The sequence below is a fragment of the Pedobacter hiemivivus genome (genome assembly GCF_005144565.1).
GTDB classification, from domain to species: domain Bacteria; phylum Bacteroidota; class Bacteroidia; order Sphingobacteriales; family Sphingobacteriaceae; genus Pedobacter; species Pedobacter hiemivivus.
The window spans coordinates 48,514-67,254 of sequence record NZ_SWDX01000001.1 but is presented as its reverse complement, the minus strand read 5'-3'; the positions used below and the strand labels follow the sequence as shown (position 1 = coordinate 67,254).

The following is an 18,741-nucleotide window of genomic DNA, read 5'->3' as shown; positions in this document are numbered from 1 at the left end:
ATATCTGATGAATTATTTGCAGGCTTTTATTCTGGCCGTAATTGAAGGATTAACCGAATTTCTACCTGTTTCATCAACCGGCCATATGGTAATTGCCAGTTCCTTTATGGGAATTGGTAAGGATGATTTTGTAAAATTGTTTGAAGTTGCCATCCAGCTAGGTGCCATTTTAGCGGTGGTTGTCCTTTACTGGAAGAAATTCTTTGATTTTAGTAAGTGGCAGTTTTATGTGAAACTGATTATCGCGGTTATTCCAGCTTTATTTTTCGGCTTTTTATTAAACGATTTTATAGACAAGACTTTAGGCGATCCTCTTTTTATTGCTGTAGTACTGTTGCTCGGTGGCTTTGTGCTGCTATTTATAGACAAGATATTTAAAAATCACACGGTTGACAACGAAAAGGACATCACCAACATAACTGCATTCAAAATTGGATGTTTTCAGGTTTTGGCGGTTATTTTTCCAGGTTTAAGCAGAAGCGCGGCTACCATTATTGGTGGTATGCAACAAAAGCTAACCAGACATGTAGCAGCCGAATTTTCTTTTTTCCTCGCTGTACCTACCATGTGCGCAGCAACGGGATACAAATTATTGAAAGGCTACCATCTGCTAAATGCAGAAAACGTTAAACTATTATTGTTTGGTAACCTTATTGCTTTTATTGTAGCCATTATAGCGATTAAATCGTTTATTGGCTTTTTATCTAAACACGGATTTCGAATTTTTGGCTGGTATAGGATAGTAATAGGTGTAGTTTTAATTGCACTTTACTACTCAGGGGTTGAAATGAATGTATTGTAATGACAGACCAACAAGAAGAACCTTTAAAAAACAAAGTATTTCCTGAATTTAATTTTGCGGAAGGAGAATTACTACTCATTAACAAGCCCTATAAATGGACTAGCTTTGATGTGGTAGGAAAGATTAGAAATTCCTTGAAGCCATTGAAATTAAAAGTTGGCCATGCAGGAACTTTAGATCCTCTGGCTACCGGATTGCTAATCCTTTGCACAGGGAAACTAACCAAGCAGATAGACACCTTTCAGGCAGAAGAAAAAGAGTATACCGGAACAATGGTACTTGGCGCTACTACCCCATCTTTTGATATGGAAACGGTAGTTGACCAGGAATTTTCATTGGATGGACTTACTGAAGAAGCTATATATGCTGCTACAGCTCCTTTTACTGGCGATATACAACAATATCCACCAGCACACTCTGCGGTAAAGGTTAATGGCGAGCGCCTGTATGTAAAGGCTCGTAGAGGCGAAGAACCTGAATTGCGTTTGCGTGAGGTAAGCGTTCCGGTTTTTGAAATCACCAGAATTGAATTACCGGAAGTAGATTTTAGAATTGTATGCAGTAAAGGTACCTACATCAGGTCCCTGGTTTCTGATTTTGGCAAGCAATTAAACAATGGTGCATACTTATCTAAGCTGGTACGTACCAGAAGTGGTAACTTTTTATTGGAAAATGCTTACGAAGTAACGGATCTTGTTGATTATCTTAGAGAACAAAAAGCATAATTATGCGGGGGCACATAAAACCAAAGAAATTAAACCTTGCGAAAAACGTGTTTTTAATTACATGTGGCATTGTTTCGGCTTGCTTTGGATTAAAAAGTTTCTTGCTCCCAAGTGGTTTTATTGATGGTGGGGTAACGGGTATATCGCTATTGATCAGCAATGTAACAGGCCTTAAGCTTTCCTACCTGATTGTGATCATTAACATCCCCTTTGTTATTTTAGGTTACAGGCAAATCGGTAAAGTTTTTGCTATCAAAACATCTGTCGCCATAATAATATTAGCAATTTTATTAGTTATAGCTCCTTTTAAACCCATTACCCATGACCCTTTATTGATTGCCTTTTTTGGAGGGTTATTTTTAGGTGGCGGGATTGGTTTAGCTATGCGAGGCGGTTGTGTGATTGATGGAACTGAGGTTTTGGCCTTGTACATCAGTAAAAAAAGCACGCTTACTGTAGGAAACATCATTCTGATCCTAAACATTGTCATCTTCTCCTTCGCTGCCATATTACTAAGTATTGATACCGCACTCTATGCAATTCTAACTTATCTATCAGCCTCGAATACGGTAGATTATATTGTAAACGGAATCGAACAATATACTGGAGTTACTGTAATTTCGGAGAAAAATGTACAGATTAAGAAATTCATCATTAACCAGATGAAACGGGGCGTAACCATTTACAAAGGCGAAGGTGGCTACGGTGAAAAAAAGGATATAGACATTTTATATACTGTTGTAACTAAGCTGGAAATGGGCAAACTACAAACTGCCATAAGGCAAATAGACCCGGATGCATTCGTCATACAACAGCAAATCGCTGATATAAAGGGAGGTGTGGTAAAACGCCCGGCCTTACATTAATTTTATGAAAATATACAATCACTTTTCTGAGTTTAAAAGATTAAATAATGCGGTAGTTACCATTGGCACTTTTGATGGTGTGCATTATGGGCATCAGAAAATTATTAAAAGACTGTGTGAACTTGCTAAAGCTACGGGTGGTGAAAGTGTGATTCTTACCTTTTTTCCGCACCCAAGGTTAATTATAGATCCAGAAAACCAGGATCTAAAGATGATCAACACCATTAATGAGAAAGCCAAGATTTTGGCTGGTTTAGGTGTAGACCATTTGATCATTACACCATTTACACGTGATTTTTCCAATCTGAGTCCTTCAGAATACATTAAAAATATCTTAGTAGATACCATCGGCATCAAACACCTGATTGTGGGTTACGACCACCGTTTTGGTAAGGATAGAGCTGGCGGAATGCCTGAGTTGGAAGCGGAAGCTAAAACCTATGATTACAAAATTGAGGTGATCCCAGAGCAGGATATTAATGATGTTGCGGTAAGCTCTACTAAAATACGTAGTGCCCTTTTAAGCGGTAAGGTAGCACTTGCAGCAAAGTATTTGGGCTACAACTTTTCTTTGTTTGGAAGAGTAATTAAAGGTGATAAAATTGGCAGGACCATAGGTTTCCCTACTGCTAACATTTTCATCGAAGAAACCTACAAATTAATCCCTTCTGACGGTATTTATGCGGTAACAGTTGATATGGATGGACAACCCTTTAAAGGGATGGCATACATTGGTCAAAGGCCTACAATCAATGGTATGACACGGAATATTGAGGTGAATATATTCGATTTCAATCAAGAAATTTATGGACAGGATATCACCATGACCTTCCTTCAGTTTTTAAGAGACGATGTTAAATTTACCGGATTAGAAGCCCTTAAAGTGCAATTACAAAAAGATAAGGAAGACACTTTAGCGTATTTCAACACACTACCTTAACCTAAATTTCATGCCATTTTTATTAGCAAAAGGGCACTTTTTTTGCTATATTTACGGCAATGAGGTGTCTTTTTAGCGTAATAATACTTTTTTTTATACAGCTAACATCCCTGCAATTTGCTTCGGGAAAAGAATGTGGCACAACAAAAAATAAGCGCACGCAGGAAAAAACTGTAACTAGAGTACTTCATTATCAACCCAGTAAAAAACACTCGTCATCCTTTAAAAAGTTTCTTTTTGACGATGCCCCATTCATTCATTCTACTATAAAAAAATCGGGTTTCGACTATCCTTTGTCTTTCGAGATTCAAGGTTGCTTTAAACAATATCAGATTTTAACTGTTAAGATTTATAATTCATTTCCACACTGTTGCTACTCATTTATATTTGACCATTTGTACCCCAAACATGTTTTTTGGTAAAAACCTTATGCTAAATACATTTTAACATAATACTATACCACAATAAAAAATATACGTTTATATGATACATTTACCAGTATTAATTACTGATTTAGGTTTAATACTTGCCGCTGCAGGAATAACTACACTTCTATTTAAAAAAATTAAACAACCATTGGTTTTGGGCTATATTCTAGCCGGACTACTGGTTGGTCCGCATATCGATTTTATACCCACCGTTACTGACAATGAAAGCATCACCATCTGGGCAGAGATTGGCGTTATCTTCTTACTGTTTAGCTTAGGACTTGAATTTAGTTTCAAGAAACTGGTAAAGGTTGGCGGATCGGCCTCTATTACCGCCATTGTGGAGGTCGTCTTTATGCTGCTGATTGGTTTCATAGCCGGTAAGGCCATGGGCTGGTCTACAATGGACAGTATATTCTTAGGAGGTATTCTCTCCGTCTCCTCGACAACCATCATTATCCGCGCATTTGAAGAGCTTGGTGTAAAACATAAGAAGTTTGCGGGGTTAGTATTTGGGGTATTGATTGTAGAAGATTTGGTAGCCATTTTATTATTGGTATTACTATCTACCCTTGCAGTAAGTCAACAATTTGCAGGTGCAGAGATGCTTATTTCTATTTTGAAACTGTCTTTCTTCCTTGTATTATGGTTTATAGGCGGTATATTCTTAGTCCCTACTTTTTTAAAGGCGACAAAGAAACTAATGAACGATGAGACTATGCTGATTGTATCTATTGCTTTATGTCTGATTATGGTATTGTTAGCTGTTAAAGTAGGATTTTCGCCAGCACTTGGGGCTTTCATCATGGGCTCCATACTAGCAGAAACAACACAGGCAGAACGCATTGAACACTTAACTAAATCCGTTAAAGATCTGTTTGCCGCAATATTTTTCGTGTCGGTAGGTATGATGATCAACCCAAGTATTTTGGTCGACTATGCCATGCCTATTTTGGTAATTACGCTTGCAACCATTCTGGGCAAGTTTTTAAGTTCTGGCCTGGGTGCTTTGGTTTCTGGTCAGCCGCTTAAAACATCGGTACAAACAGGCTTAAGTTTGGCCCAGATCGGGGAGTTTTCTTTCATTATAGCTACCCTGGGGCTAACACTAAAGGTAACCAGCGACTTCCTGTACCCAATTGCAGTAGCGGTATCGGCAATTACAACTTTTACCACACCTTACTTGATCAAGGCATCAGAACCGTTTTACTTCTTTTTAGAGCGGAATCTACCTAAAAAATGGGTAGAAGGGTTAAACAGATATAGCTCAAGTACTGCTGGTATTACGACCTTGAGTGATTGGAAGGTACTGCTCAAGTCCTACACTTTTAACACCATCATTCACTCTGTTATCCTGACCTCGATTGCCGTTTTAGGTTCAAAATATTTACAACCCTTTATTACCGGTCTTATCCCGGGTAACAATGGTATTGTGCTTAGTCTGGTGCTTACCTTAATTATTATGACGCCTTTTTTATGGGCACTAGCCATTAGAAGGATCGAAAAAAAGGCTTATTCTCATTTATGGCTCAATAAGAAATACACTAGAGGCCCTTTAGTTGCATTAGAGACCTTGCGGATTTCTCTAGCTATTTTCTTTGTATGTTTTTTAATCTTCCAATTTTATAATAACTGGTTCGCCATTGCTATTGCAGTCGCACTGATTATATTTGGAATGTTTATCTTTTCGAGGAAACTACAGAGTTTTTACAACCGTCTGGAAAGTCGCTTTCTATTAAACTTAAATGCTCGTGGAGCCCAAAATGCACAACCAGAAATTTTGCCTTGGGATACCCACCTTGCTGAATTGGTAGTAGCTCCAGAATCTAAATTAGTTGGCCAAACGTTGATGGAGTTGTCGATCAGAGAGAAATATGGGGTTAATATCGCCCTGATTGAGCGTGGTAAAATTATGATCCCTACCCCGGGAAGGGATGAAAGGCTATATCCTAATGATAAGGTTTTGGTGATTGGAACAGATAATCAACTAGCCATGATTCAGGAACTGTTTCAAGGTAGTGTGGATGAAACTGCTGAAGAAGCTAGCTTCCCTAAAAAAGATATGACCTTACAAAAGGTAGTTGTCAATGCCAATTCGCCAATTTACGGACAAAGTATACGGAGTTCGGGCATTAGAGAAACCACGCAAGGCTTAGTGGTGGGTATAGAGCGTAAGGGGGAACGCATACTGAACCCTGACTCGAATATGGTATTTGAAAACGAAGATATTGTTTGGATTGTAGGGAACAACAAAAAGGTTCCGGAATTGCTGAAGTAGTTTTAAATTAACTGGAACCAGCCTCGTTTTAAATTAACTGGAACAGTAATAACAATCATGCTGTATACGACTCGTCATGCCGGCGAAGGCCGGTATCTCTCACTTGCTTTTCTATTGCGAGGTACCGGCCTTCGCCGGCATGACGACCGTTTTAGACGTATTGCTTTAGCAGACCGTTTTAAGACCGGCGTGAAACAGGCATGACGACCATTTTAACCGTGTCGCTTTACAGAGCGTGTTTAACAGACCGTTTTATTTAATCAAATGGATATAAGTGATTTTGCAGATATGATAAGCTGATAAAGCGAAAAATAGCAATGCGATACTTTTATTAACGATATAGCTGCTTAAAGTAAACTTCTCCTGTATATATTGCGCAAACCGTGCGAAGCCATATAGTGCCAATGCGGCTCCTATCCCAGACCCTACACTGAAAACAGACAGAGAAAGGTAACCAGTATCAATCCATTCGTGAGAGATGAGATAAGTACCTACAAATAGCCAATAAGGGACTTGCATAGGATTAACAACCCCTAAAAGCATACCGTACTTAATACTGTCCTTTTTAGAATAATCTTCCTTAGGCATCTCTTTTCTCGATCTCCAGGTTATTACACCTAAAATACCAAACATAAACACCATGACGATGTCAATGGTACTCTCCAAATTAATTTCACTGGAAAGCCATTGTACAAAACGCATCACACCAAAGGTGAAAAGGATCTCTACAGCAGAAAACGCAGCAATAAAATATAAAGCCTGCCTAATACCTCTCGTAATCGTGAGCTGAACTACAGTTAGGTTAATATTGCCAGGAGGAATATAGCCTAGCATATTTAAAATTATCCCCAAAAAGAGTGTTAAAAAAATCATGCGCGAAGATACAACGATTTGACTACATATGTTCCTTTAAGTACTGTGCTGTGTAAGACTCTTTTACACCAACAAGATCCTCTGGAGTTCCTTCAAAAACAACATTTCCACCTTTATCTCCACCTTCTGGTCCGATATCTATCACCCAATCGGCAGACTTTATCATGTCCATATTGTGCTCAATTACCAGAATCGAATTCCCTTGCTCAATCAGGGTATTTAGTGCAATCAATAACTTTTTGATGTCATGGAAATGCAGCCCCGTTGTAGGTTCATCAAAAATAAACATGGTTTTATTGGCATTATTTCCTTTAATCAGAAACGATGCCAGCTTAATCCGCTGAGCCTCTCCGCCAGACAAAGTATTCGACGACTGACCCAAATGCACATAACCCAAACCAACATCAACTAACGGTTGTAGTTTCTGTAGTATTTTAGGCTCATTACTAAAGAACGCAACAGCTTCTTCAATGGTAAGATCCAATATATCGGCTACATTTTTATCCTGATAGGTGATGTCTAAAACTTGTTGTTTAAATCTGCGACCTCCACAGGTTTCGCAAGGCAGGTAAATGTCAGCCATAAACTGCATCTCGATTTTCACCTCGCCCTCACCCTGACAAACATCGCAACGACCACCCTCTACGTTAAAAGAGAAAGCTGCCGGTTTTAATCCGCCTGCTTTTGAAGCGGGTAAGGCAGAGAATAACGCACGAACATCGTCCCAGGCTTTTACATAGGTAACGGGGTTAGATCTCGACGAGCGCCCTATTGGGTTCTGATCTACCATCTCTACCTGACTTACCAATTCGTAGTTACCATATATACCATCGTATGCGCCAGTCTGCTCTCCAGAATAATTACCTATCGCTTTTTGTAGCGCAGGGTAAAAGATCTTTTTGATTAAACTGGTTTTACCCGATCCAGAAACTCCACTAACTACGGTAAATACACCCAAAGGGATTTTTACATCTATATTTTTAAGGTTGTTTTCTCTTGCTCCTTTAATTAAAACATGATCTTTCCAACCTCTCCGTCTTGTAGGAATTGCTATTTTCTCTTCACCGGAAAGGTAACGGCCAGTTAAGCTATTTTTATCTTTAACGATCTCCTCATAGGTTCCACTAAATACCAGGTTACCACCATGCGTTCCAGCTTCTGGACCAATATCGATAATATGATCAGCCGCTTTCATCATTTCTTCCTCGTGCTCTACAACGATAACAGTGTTACCTACATTTCGTAGTGATTCCAGGACACTAATCAGCTTATTTGTATCTCTTGGGTGTAAACCAATACTTGGCTCATCCAATACATATATAGAGCCTACCAGACTACTCCCTAAGGATGTAGCCAGGTTGATCCGCTGTGATTCTCCACCGGAAAGGGTATTTGAAAGTCTATTTAAAGTTAGGTACCCTAAACCTACATTGTTTAAGTAAAGTACCCTGTTTTCAATTTCGGCTAGTAATCGCTTAGAAATTTTTTGATCTGTTTCTGATAGCTTTAGGTTGGTAAAAAAGTCCAGTATAGTTGCCAATGGCATCAATACCACATCAATTATGGATCTATCCGCTATTTTAACGTACGATGCATCTTTGCGCAGCCTGGAGCCTTTACAATCTGGGCAATTGGTTTTGCCCCTATAGCGGGACAACATCACCCGATATTGAATTTTAAAGGTTTGCTCTTCTAGTTCTTTAAAGAAATCATCCAGTCCGCCAAAATACTTGTTACCAGTCCAGATTAACCTTTGTTCCTTTTCTGTTAATTCACTGTACGACCTATGAATAGGAAAATCAAACTTATCAGCGCTTTTAATCAGCTTATTTAGCCATTCGCGCATCTTTTCCCCTCTCCAGGGTGCAATTGCATTATCGTAAACACTTTTGCTTTTATCTGGAATAACAAGATCTTCATCAATGCCGATCACATTTCCGTAACCTTCACACTTTTTACAAGCTCCATAAGGATTGTTAAAGCTGAAAAAGTTAGGTGTAGGCTCCTCAAAACGAATACCATCGAGTTCAAATCTATCGCAAAAATGGGTTAGTTTACCTTCATGATCCACATAGCAGTCGCCCTTCCCTTCAAAAAAAGCAGTCTGTACCGAATCTGCAATACGGCTTAAAGTTTCTTCATCGTCATGAACAACGATTCTATCAATCAATATATTAACGGTAAGCTCATCTACAAGCTCGAAATCTTCAAAATCTTTATCTTCTAGAATGTCCTCAATTTTATGAATCTTCTCTTTATAATATACCCTTAGGAAACCTTTCTGCAAAAGAACTGCGAGTTCTTCTTTCAAGGATCTGTTATTGTGAGGAAATAACGGGCAAAAGATGGTCACGACACTATCCTCTCCCAGTGCCGAAATAAAATCAACAACAGTGGTTACCGTATCTTTTTTAACTATTTCTCCCGACTCAGGCGAATATGTCTTCCCTATTCTGGAAAAAAGCAGTTTTAAATAGTCATAGATCTCAGTAGAGGTACCCACTGTGGAGCGTGGATTTGAAGTAATTACCTTTTGTTCGATCGCTATTGCCGGGGCAATCCCTTTAATATAGTCTACATCGGGCTTATTCATCCTTCCCATAAACTGACGGGCATAAGATGACAAACTCTCTACGTAACGACGCTGTCCTTCAGCATATAAAGTGTCAAAGGCAAGAGATGACTTGCCTGAGCCCGACATTCCGGTAATCACAACAAGTTTATTTTTAGGTATGGCTACATCTATATTTTTAAGATTATGAACTCTGGCACCCTTTATGATTATATGTTTATGTGGATCTTTATTGATTTCCTTATTCATTGATTTGTTGCTAGAATGCTGCTAATATAACCCAAATAACACAATTTTGGTTTTTCACGGCAAAGCAAAAATAAGGCTCTCAATCCACTTTTATTTTTTTTTAACACTTTTTATATGGTTTTCTAATAAAAAAATGGTTCTTTTGAAATATCAAGCCATAAATCAAACCACTAACTAACAAACCAATAGGAGAATTCATATAGAAAAAAACATCTACTAAGTATTTTATTAGCAAGAAGCAAGGGATTATATTGAAGTTAAGCAGCAAGGAATTTAGTAAGGATACTCCTATGAAACTACAACAAACGAGTGACCAAGATTTGGTTAAGTTATACCTTAACGGGGATGAAACCGTTTTGGAAGAACTTTTAAAAAGACATAAGTCTAAAATTTATACATCCATATATTTATTGGTTAAAGATCAGTACCTGGCCGAGGATATATTTCAGGATGCATTCATTAAAGTAATTAACACATTACGATCTGGCCGATATAATGAAGAAGGCAAATTTTTGCCTTGGGTGATGCGTATTGCGCATAACTTGGTTATTGATTATTTCAGACGCGACAAAAGGGCTCCTGTAATTACAAGTGCCGATGGAACGGATGTCTTTAATTTACTTCAATTTCATGAAGAAAGTGCCGAGGACAAAATGTTGAGAGAACAAACTCATACTGATTTAAGAGGGATGATTCATTTATTGCCTGATGATCAAAAAGAAGTTCTAATTATGCGTCATTATGCAGATCTAAGCTTTAAAGAAATTGCAGATTTGACCGATGTAAGCATTAATACGGCTTTGGGACGTATGCGTTATGCATTAAATAATCTTCGTAAGATGATGAAGGTGAAGGAAGTTTCCTGATTTTTAGCTTAAAAACAGGGATTTGAAGGAACATTCTCAATTGTAAAGAATATATTACAATTCAAAGAGATATATCTGAAAATAAATTGAGCAGTTAAGCGTTTTTCTATAAAACTAAATACGCGCCGCTGCTTATGATGAAAACCTTTACTTCAATTAACAACTTAGATCACTCGCAACACAATCAGGAAAATCCTGATAAATTCGAGGTGAAAGATGCAATGTTTTACGAAAGCATTAAATCTCAATTGGATATGCTTAAAAGAGATCCTTCAGAGGAGTCGATTTCTAAGATCTTAGCTTATTCGAGAATCAAGTAATTTAAAAAGATCTTAAGCTGCCGCGAAACCGGCAGCTTTTTTTATGCCCGTTTTTTATCTAAGTTTGCCTATGCTCAAAAAAGAAAGATATCAACTTTTTGTGTCCCATTTTTCTGCCCGGCAACCAAATGCCGAGACAGAATTACATTATAATAATCCTTTCCAATTACTTGTCGCCGTTATTTTATCGGCACAATGCACTGATAAAAGGATTAATCAGGTTACGCCGGCTTTATTTCAGCGTTTCCCTAATGCAAAAGCCCTGGCAGAAACTACCCCTGATATTGTATTTGATTACATCAGAAGTGTGAGCTATCCGAATAACAAGGCCAAGCATTTAGTTGGAATGGCGAATATCCTGTTAAATGAATTTAACAATGAGGTGCCTTCGGATATTGACCAATTACAAAAAATGCCAGGTGTAGGCAGAAAAACAGCTAATGTAATTGCCTCTGTAATTTATAACGCCCCGGCAATGGCGGTGGATACCCACGTTTTTAGAGTTGCCAATAGAATTGGGTTAACGGCTGGCAAAACACCGCTAGCTGTAGAAAAAGACCTGGTTAGAAATTTACCAGAACATACTATTCATGTGGCACACCATTGGCTGATCTTACATGGAAGATACATTTGTGTAGCCAGATCGCCTAAATGCAGTATTTGCGAAATCACACATTTCTGTAAGTATTTCCAAAAAAACAATAAAATAACTAAAATATTTAGCGATTATGAGGAGTCGATAAAATAATTTAAACTTTATTTGCATAATTAAAATTAAAACACACTATATTTGCTAACGTAATTAGCATACAGATTTAGCATTTAGGTCTACACATTAAATGTCTATCTTAATAAAGAATTATAAAAACATGAGCATAAACGCAGACAAACTAAAAGCGCTTCAACTTACTTTAGATAAGTTAGAAAAATCATATGGTAAGGGTACAGTGATGAAATTAGGTGATAATCCAGTAGAACCTATTGAATCTATATCTACCGGATCTATCAGTTTAGATATTGCATTAGGCATTGGTGGAGTTCCAAAAGGTAGGGTTATTGAAATATACGGTCCTGAATCATCCGGTAAAACTACTTTGGCTACGCACATTATTGCTGAAGCACAAAAAAGAGGTGGAATGGCTGCGTTTATTGATGCTGAACATGCTTTTGATAAAGGTTATGCAAAGAAACTAGGTGTTGATGTAGATAACCTATTGATATCACAACCGGACAATGGTGAGCAGGCTTTAGAAATTGCTGATAACCTGATCCGTTCTGGTGCTATTGATGTAATCGTAATTGACTCGGTAGCTGCCTTGGTACCTAAAGCGGAGATTGAAGGCGAGATGGGTGATTCTAAAATGGGCTTACATGCTCGTTTAATGTCACAAGCATTACGTAAACTTACCGGAACAATCGCAAAAACAGGATGTTGCTGTATTTTTATCAATCAATTGCGCGAAAAAATCGGTGTAATGTTTGGTAACCCTGAAACAACGACTGGTGGTAATGCCCTTAAGTTTTATGCATCTGTTCGTTTAGATATCCGCAGAACATCACAAATTAAAGATTCGGACGAAGTAGCAGGAAATAGAGTAAAAGTAAAAATTGTTAAAAACAAGGTTGCCCCTCCTTTCCGTATCGCAGAATTTGACATTATGTTTGGTGAAGGTATTTCTAAAACAGGTGAGATCATTGATCTTGGTGTTGATTTCAACATCATCAAGAAAGCAGGTTCTTGGTTCTCTTATGGAGATACTAAACTTGGACAAGGTAGAGATGCGGTTAAACAATTGTTAATGGATAACCCAGAACTATCTGAAGAAATCGAAGCAAAAATACGTGCAGAGGTTACAGGAGAAAAATTAGAAGAATTAGCCAAATAGTTAATTCGAGCAATTATAAAAAAAGGTGGATCATGATCATGATCCACCTTTTTTTATGTGCAGTCGTCATCCTGAATTTATTTCAGGATCACTCTTGTGCATGTTTTGAATAGCTAGTGCGAGATCCTGAAATAAATTCAGGATGACGACCGAACTAATAATACGGCCTTTTTTTTTGTTACCGGTAACTTGGCGTTTGGGATTTAAGTCTCGATCCTGGCCCAGTTTCCATAAACTTACTATCATATTTAATAATGGCAAACAGTGCGATCAAGGCCATAGCAACCAGTACTATTATCCCCAAATAGCTCCTCTCTTTATCCTTCTTAAGAAGCCAACCCAAGAAAACAACCAATGGGATTAACAGTAATCCGAAAAATATATAACTAGCTGAATTCATAATTCTTTATTTATTTTAAAATTCCATTCTTGAAAGCGGAGCAACATCTTGCCCAACAAAATCCCCATTTAGATACTTATGATACCCTGCTATTGCAATCATCGCTGCATTATCAGTACAGTACTCAAACGCTGGGATATAAACATTCCAGTTCAATTGATCAGCCATACTTTGCAATCCAAGTCTTAAACCACTATTCGCAGAAACCCCACCAGCAATGGCAATCTCTTTTATTCCGTATTGCAACGCCGCTTTCTTCAATTTATTCAGCAAAATATATACAATACTATGCTGGACTGATGCGCAAATATCATTCAAATGATCAGCAATAAAATTAGGATTCTCTTTCTCCTGAGCTCTGATAAAGTATAATATTGAGGTTTTCAAACCACTAAAACTATAATTCAGGTCTTTGATTTGAGGTTCCGCAAATTTAAAAGCTTTTGGATCTCCATCTTTCGCGTGTTTATCTATCAGTGGACCACCTGGATAAGGCAAACCCAATATTTTCGCTGTCTTATCAAACGCTTCACCCGCAGCATCATCTAAAGTCTCCCCCACTATCTCCATGTTAAAGTAGTCTTTAACCAGAACAATTTGTGTATGCCCACCCGATACAGTCAGACAAAGGAAGGGAAATTTAGGCTTCGGATCGTCAATAAAATGGGCCAAAATATGCGCGTGCATATGATTTACCGAGATAAGCGGCAAATCAAGCGCCAATGCGAAAGACTTAGCAAACGATACGCCAACCAATAAAGAACCTAATAACCCTGGTCCTCTAGTAAAAGCAATCGCATTCAGCTCCTTTTTATTAACTTTAGCATCTGTTAACGCTTGTTGAATAACCGGAACAATATTTTGTTGATGTACCCTTGAGGCAAGCTCAGGTATTACACCACCATAATTTTCATGAATTGTTTGGTTTGCAATAACATTGGCAGTAATTTTGCCGTTGTTACATATGGCAACCGAAGTTTCATCGCAAGAAGATTCTATAGCAAGTATTACAGACACGGGTATTTATAATTAAGCTACAAAACTATTAAAAAACTATTACAAATACTTCTTTGGCTTGTTGCATCAGTAATTTTACTAGTTGCGATCGTTATTTTTGCCCTCCAGTTTAAGCCGGTGCAAACCTATGTGGCCAAAAAAGCCGCAGCCTACCTTTCAAACGAATTAAATACCACAGTATCATTAAGTAGTATCTATATAAAACCCTTCACGTCTGTAGTTATCGAGGATTTACTGGTACTTGATCAACAAAAGGATACCATACTAAACACGCCAAAATTCATCGTCAGTATTAATCAGTTTTCCTTAAAACAGCGGATAATAGCGATCAATACGGTTCAGATCAATAAAGGGTCATTTTTCTTAAAATCGTTTAAAGACCGGTCGACTAATCTGGATTTCATCATAGACTACTTTGATTCCGGTCCAAAAACAGTTAAAAAGAAGAAAAAACCTTACCAAATATCCTTCGACCGAATCATACTTAATAATTTCAGTTTCAAGTATAAAAACTTTAGACGGGACACCATCATGAAGGGGATAAACTTTGATGATGTGGCCTTAAGTAATCTAAATGGGATTTTTGAAGGCTTCAACACCAAGGAACATATCCTCCAAACCCATATAAAGGATCTAACCTTTAGAGAGAAAAGTGGTTTTTACCTTAAAAACTTAACAGCGCTTACAACAGTCGACACCAATAATATTGAGTTGAAAAATATGATGCTGGTTACAAACAGAACCAGACTGACGGATTATTTTCAAATGCGTTTTAAAACCTTTGAAGATTTTAATGATTATTTCAACAAGATAAGGATGAAGGCCAACTTTGTTGATAGTCATATATCCTCACACGACATTTCTTACTTTACGTCTGAACTTGATCAGATGAACTTAGATATTGACATTGACGGTCAGGTTACCGGCCTGGTAAATCATTTAAAAGCAAAAAAACTTACCGTTAAAGCCGGCAAAGCAACCTATATAAAGGGCGATTTTGTACTAAAAGGACTACCCAATCTAAACGAGACCTTTATGGATATGAAGGTTGATATGGCGGGAACAAATAAAGCTGACCTTGATGAAATTGTAACAGATATAACGGGTAAGAAAGCAAAAGTGATCCCTACAATCATAGATAAATTTGGGAACATTAATTTCAATGGATCTTTTACTGGTTTTAAAAATGACTTTATTGCCTACGGTGAATTTAAAACCAAATTAGGTAGAGCGGTATCGGATGTCAACATGAAAATCGACAAAAAGGGAATTCCATCCTACACCGGTAGTGTTAAAACATATGATTTCAATTTAGGAAACTTAATTAACGAAAAAACATTGGGTCGAATTACGGCTTCATTAAATGTTAAAGGTAGAGGGACAGAGATCAATAGCTTATCAGAAAAACTCAATGGAGATATAGACTATATTGACTTTAACAATTATAGATATAGAAACGTTAAAATTGATGGAACCTTCGACAAGAAGTATTTCGATGGGAGTTTAAAAATCAATGATAAAAATGTTCAACTTGTTTTTGATGGTGGTGTGAACCTGAATCCAAAGCTACCGGTATTCAATTTTAAAGCGACTATAAAAAATGCCAAGTTGAGGGCCCTTAAAATATATAAGGATTCGCTTAAAATTGACGCCGTATTTAGCACCAATTTTTCTGGAAGTAATCTGGACAACATTCAAGGATACCTCCGCCTGCAGGAAATAAAGTTGGATAATGTTAAAGGAATTTACAACATTGATTCTGTTGAACTACGAGCGAGCGGTGTAGGAAAAGAACGCAGTTTAGCTGTAAAATCGGATATACTTGACGCCAGCATTAAAGGTCAATACGACTTAAATACGCTCCCATCCTATTATAAGACTTTAGCAAAAAGATACATCCCGTCCTTAAAGACTGATATTGTAAAATTCAAAGATCAGATCTTTCAGTTCAATTTAAACATAAAAAGGTTTGAGCCCGTAGCCCAGTTGCTAGTCCCTGGACTGGAAATAGAAGATCAAGCAATTTTTGTGGGGAATTTTGATTCACCAAACAATACGGCTACACTCAATGGGTTTATCAAGAAATTAAAATACAATGGGGTAGTTGTAAACAACATCATTATTGATGAAAACACCAGCACGAATCAGCTACAAGCTATTATTACTTCGGACAGGGTTGATCTGAATGACAGTTTATACATCAAAAATGTAAATATTTCCAACATTCTAAGAAACGACAGTCTATCCCTAAACGTTAAACTTTCTAATGAAGACGATGTAAATCAGCTGGATTTAAACGGCTTGATTGAATTCTCTAACGATACAACTGCTCGCGTCAGCATCCTACCTTCGATCTTAAAAGTCAACAATGAAGAGTGGAAGATTCAGGAAAAAGTAAGCATAAGCTTTCAAGATGGAAAAACCGAGATCAGGAATTTCGATCTCAACCACGAAAACCAATTCATTACCGTGGACGGCACATTGTCAAGTGATCCCAAAGATTTAGTGCTGGTTGGCTTTAAAGATTTTAGTTTAACAACCTTAAATCCTTTTGTAAAGGCCCTTGGCCTTAAAATTAGCGGGAATGTAAATGGAGAAACGACATTGGCCAACATCCTTAAGTCTCCTGAAATACACGACAATCTAAAAATTGACTCCCTGGTCTTTAATGACACCTATATAGGCAGTCTAACAGATACCTCTTCTTACGACAAAGCCAAAAATATGGCGAATATATTTACCAATATTGTTACCGCCGATAGAGAGACTTTAAGAGCGACTGGTAAACTGGATCTTGAGAAGAAAGAAATTGATCTTGGGATAAAGCTCGACAAAACTGAACTGGTAATTTTAGCGCCATTTGTTAAACATCTGGTCTCCGATCTAAAAGGTAATGTGTCAGCCGACCTTACGGTAAAAGGTCCTTTTGAAAAACCTGAAATTAAAGGGTCACTTTCTTTAGATGAGGCTACAATGACGATCAATTACCTCAAAACAAGATATACCATATCGGATGCTGTCGCAGTAAACAATAGTGTGATTGAGCTTGAAGACCTTAAACTATTAGATGTAAATGGGCATGAAGCCATAGCAAACGGTACGGTAGATTTGAATAACATCAACAATCCCCGACTCGATGTAAACGTAGAGGCCACCAATTTCATGGCCTTAAATACTACTGAAAAAGACAACTCTCTATACTTTGGCCAGGCTTATGCAACGGGAACTTTTAAATTTAAGGGGCCTACAAACCGGATGTATATTGATATTGATGCAAAAACTGAAAAGGGAACAGTATTCAATTTGCCATTAAACAGCTCTGAAACTGTTTCGAGCAAAGATTTCATCACTTTTGTAAGTAAAGACACTGCTACCTATGTAAAAAAGCAAACCAGCTTTGAAGGATTAACGATGAGCTTAAAACTTGATGTTGATGCAAATAGTACTGCGAATATCTTTACTTCACTAGGTAACCTGAGTGGTAAAGGAAATTCTAAAAACCTTGCACTTAAAATTAACAGTTTGGGCGACTTTGAAATGTCTGGCGACTATATTATAGAATCTGGTAGCTTTGATTTTACGGCTCAGGAGGTCATTAACAAAAAGTTTAGTATCAGGCAAGGTGGCACGATCCGATGGACTGGTAACCCTACCCTTGCCCAAATCAACTTAAAGGCCATATACGCGCTTAGAGCAAGCACCACAGACTTGTATTCTGCTGCGAATAGGGACAATCCTAATCCAAACGACAGAGTTCCTGTTGAAGTTGAGATGGGATTAAGCGGTTTATTATTAAGACCGGACATTAAGCTTGATGTATTTTTCCCTTCAAATCCTGCGATTAAAGAGGAAATGCAAACTTACTTTAATGACGACAACAACAGGAATTTACAAGCCTTAAGCTTAATCATCAGACGAAGCTTTGCGCCAGGAACAGGAAGAGAGGGGCTTGGAAAACAATTAACTTCAGGGGTAGCAAGTACCGCAACAGAGCTGTTGTTTAACCAGTTTAACAATGTGCTTTCCTCGTTAAACCTTGATTTTGTTGACATTAACATTCGCTCCTTAAGTGAAGCTAATGCATCCTTCCGCTTTTTCGAAAACAGGATAATTTTAAATGCCGGTATTGTAGACAAAAGAACTACCAATAGCGACCTTTCGCCTATTGGCTTTGACAGCGAAAATGTAGGGGGCGAAGTCGAAGTGCTTGCACTGATAAAAAAAGATGGAACTTTAGTGGGTAAATTGGCAAATAAGCCGCCTACTCAGCAGAGTGTTTTTAATATTGCCCAGAGTCAAAACACAAATGTGACCTCATTTGGCCTAATTTACACGCAACAGTTTGATAGTTTCAAAGAGTTTTTTCAAAAGATTACAGGAAAACTCAGAAGGGATGAAAAGAAGAAATTAGCCGACAAAAAAAAGACAGCGGAAGATGATAAAAAACCTTCCGCTGTCCAGCAGCCTGCAAATAAAGAGGCAATATTAAATGATCAAAAAAAGCCAAAAAGGAAATAAA

The 18,741-nt window shown here is 37.7% G+C and carries 13 protein-coding genes; 10 read left to right on the top strand and 3 right to left on the bottom strand.

Annotation, left to right across the window (positions count from 1 at the left end):
• Nucleotides 1–7: 7 nt before the first annotated feature.
• The 5 genes from FBD94_RS00290 (at nt 8) to FBD94_RS00270 (ending at nt 6,039) form a co-directional block, all read left to right on the top strand.
• Nucleotides 8–802 carry an undecaprenyl-diphosphate phosphatase gene (locus tag FBD94_RS00290; protein WP_136878683.1) on the top strand — a complete coding sequence of 265 codons (795 nt, stop codon included), beginning with the start codon at nt 8–10 and terminating at the stop codon, nt 800–802.
• Complete coding sequence (gene truB, locus FBD94_RS00285; RefSeq protein WP_136878682.1) at nt 802–1,527, top strand: tRNA pseudouridine(55) synthase TruB; 726 nt, start codon at nt 802–804, stop codon at nt 1,525–1,527. The genes FBD94_RS00290 and truB overlap by 1 nt, the downstream gene beginning before the upstream one ends.
• A gap of 47 nt (nt 1,528–1,574) precedes the next feature.
• Nucleotides 1,575–2,393, top strand: a complete 819-nt coding sequence (locus FBD94_RS00280) for a YitT family protein (RefSeq protein ID WP_235884323.1) — start codon at nt 1,575–1,577, stop codon at nt 2,391–2,393.
• A 4-nt stretch (nt 2,394–2,397) separates the two neighbouring features.
• Nucleotides 2,398–3,333, top strand: a complete 936-nt coding sequence (locus tag FBD94_RS00275) for a bifunctional riboflavin kinase/FAD synthetase (RefSeq protein ID WP_131612979.1) — start codon at nt 2,398–2,400, stop codon at nt 3,331–3,333.
• A 483-nt stretch (nt 3,334–3,816) separates the two neighbouring features.
• Complete coding sequence (locus FBD94_RS00270; protein ID WP_136878681.1) at nt 3,817–6,039, top strand: cation:proton antiporter domain-containing protein; 2,223 nt, start codon at nt 3,817–3,819, stop codon at nt 6,037–6,039.
• A 252-nt stretch (nt 6,040–6,291) separates the two neighbouring features.
• Here the strand turns inward: FBD94_RS00270 and FBD94_RS00265 are convergent, their stop codons facing one another.
• Nucleotides 6,292–6,873, bottom strand: a complete 582-nt coding sequence (locus FBD94_RS00265; RefSeq protein ID WP_235884322.1) for a lysine transporter LysE — start codon at nt 6,871–6,873, stop codon at nt 6,292–6,294.
• A 61-nt stretch (nt 6,874–6,934) separates the two neighbouring features.
• Nucleotides 6,935–9,733 (bottom strand): excinuclease ABC subunit UvrA, encoded by a 2,799-nt coding sequence (uvrA, locus tag FBD94_RS00260; protein ID WP_136878679.1) that lies wholly within the window; start codon nt 9,731–9,733, stop codon nt 6,935–6,937.
• Nucleotides 9,734–10,023: 290 nt separating this feature from the next.
• Here uvrA and FBD94_RS00255 point away from each other — a divergent pair, with 290 nt between their 5' ends.
• The 4 genes from FBD94_RS00255 to recA all read left to right on the top strand — a co-directional run bounded on the left by FBD94_RS00255 (nt 10,024) and on the right by recA (nt 12,805).
• Nucleotides 10,024–10,599: an RNA polymerase sigma factor gene (locus FBD94_RS00255; protein ID WP_131612991.1), complete on the top strand. Its 576-nt coding sequence runs from the start codon at nt 10,024–10,026 to the stop codon at nt 10,597–10,599.
• Between the two features lie 134 nt (nt 10,600–10,733).
• Nucleotides 10,734–10,919: a hypothetical protein gene (locus tag FBD94_RS00250; protein ID WP_131612990.1), complete on the top strand. Its 186-nt coding sequence runs from the start codon at nt 10,734–10,736 to the stop codon at nt 10,917–10,919.
• Between the two features lie 70 nt (nt 10,920–10,989).
• Nucleotides 10,990–11,667, top strand: coding sequence for an endonuclease III (gene nth, locus FBD94_RS00245; RefSeq protein WP_136878678.1), 678 nt, complete (start codon nt 10,990–10,992; stop codon nt 11,665–11,667).
• Between the two features lie 121 nt (nt 11,668–11,788).
• Nucleotides 11,789–12,805: a recombinase RecA gene (gene recA, locus FBD94_RS00240; RefSeq protein WP_131612988.1), complete on the top strand. Its 1,017-nt coding sequence runs from the start codon at nt 11,789–11,791 to the stop codon at nt 12,803–12,805.
• A gap of 415 nt (nt 12,806–13,220) precedes the next feature.
• On the opposite strand, the gene tsaD is transcribed toward recA, so the two are convergent.
• Entirely contained in the window at nt 13,221–14,222 is a 1,002-nt protein-coding gene (gene tsaD, locus FBD94_RS00230; protein ID WP_131612365.1) for a tRNA (adenosine(37)-N6)-threonylcarbamoyltransferase complex transferase subunit TsaD, read from the bottom strand.
• 129 nt (nt 14,223–14,351) lie between these two features.
• On the opposite strand from tsaD, the gene FBD94_RS00225 reads away from it, so the two are divergent.
• On the top strand, nt 14,352–18,740 hold the full coding sequence (locus tag FBD94_RS00225; protein ID WP_235884321.1) for a translocation/assembly module TamB domain-containing protein: 4,389 nt from the start codon (nt 14,352–14,354) through the stop codon (nt 18,738–18,740).
• The last annotated feature ends 1 nt before the right edge of the window (nt 18,741 follow it).

Bases quoted from the DNA above. Each gene is read 5' to 3' on its own strand.
- FBD94_RS00270 (WP_136878681.1), top strand. From the start codon at position 3,817: ATGATACATTTACCAGTATTAATTACTGATTTAGGTTTAATACTTGCC.
- nth (WP_136878678.1), top strand. From the start codon at position 10,990: ATGCTCAAAAAAGAAAGATATCAACTTTTTGTGTCCCATTTTTCTGCC.
- recA (WP_131612988.1), top strand. From the start codon at position 11,789: ATGAGCATAAACGCAGACAAACTAAAAGCGCTTCAACTTACTTTAGAT.
- FBD94_RS00265 (WP_235884322.1), bottom strand. From the start codon at position 6,873: ATGCTAGGCTATATTCCTCCTGGCAATATTAACCTAACTGTAGTTCAG.
- FBD94_RS00255 (WP_131612991.1), top strand. From the start codon at position 10,024: ATGAAACTACAACAAACGAGTGACCAAGATTTGGTTAAGTTATACCTT.
- uvrA (WP_136878679.1), bottom strand. From the start codon at position 9,733: ATGAATAAGGAAATCAATAAAGATCCACATAAACATATAATCATAAAG.
- FBD94_RS00275 (WP_131612979.1), top strand. From the start codon at position 2,398: ATGAAAATATACAATCACTTTTCTGAGTTTAAAAGATTAAATAATGCG.
- truB (WP_136878682.1), top strand. From the start codon at position 802: ATGACAGACCAACAAGAAGAACCTTTAAAAAACAAAGTATTTCCTGAA.
- FBD94_RS00290 (WP_136878683.1), top strand. From the start codon at position 8: ATGAATTATTTGCAGGCTTTTATTCTGGCCGTAATTGAAGGATTAACC.
- FBD94_RS00250 (WP_131612990.1), top strand. From the start codon at position 10,734: ATGATGAAAACCTTTACTTCAATTAACAACTTAGATCACTCGCAACAC.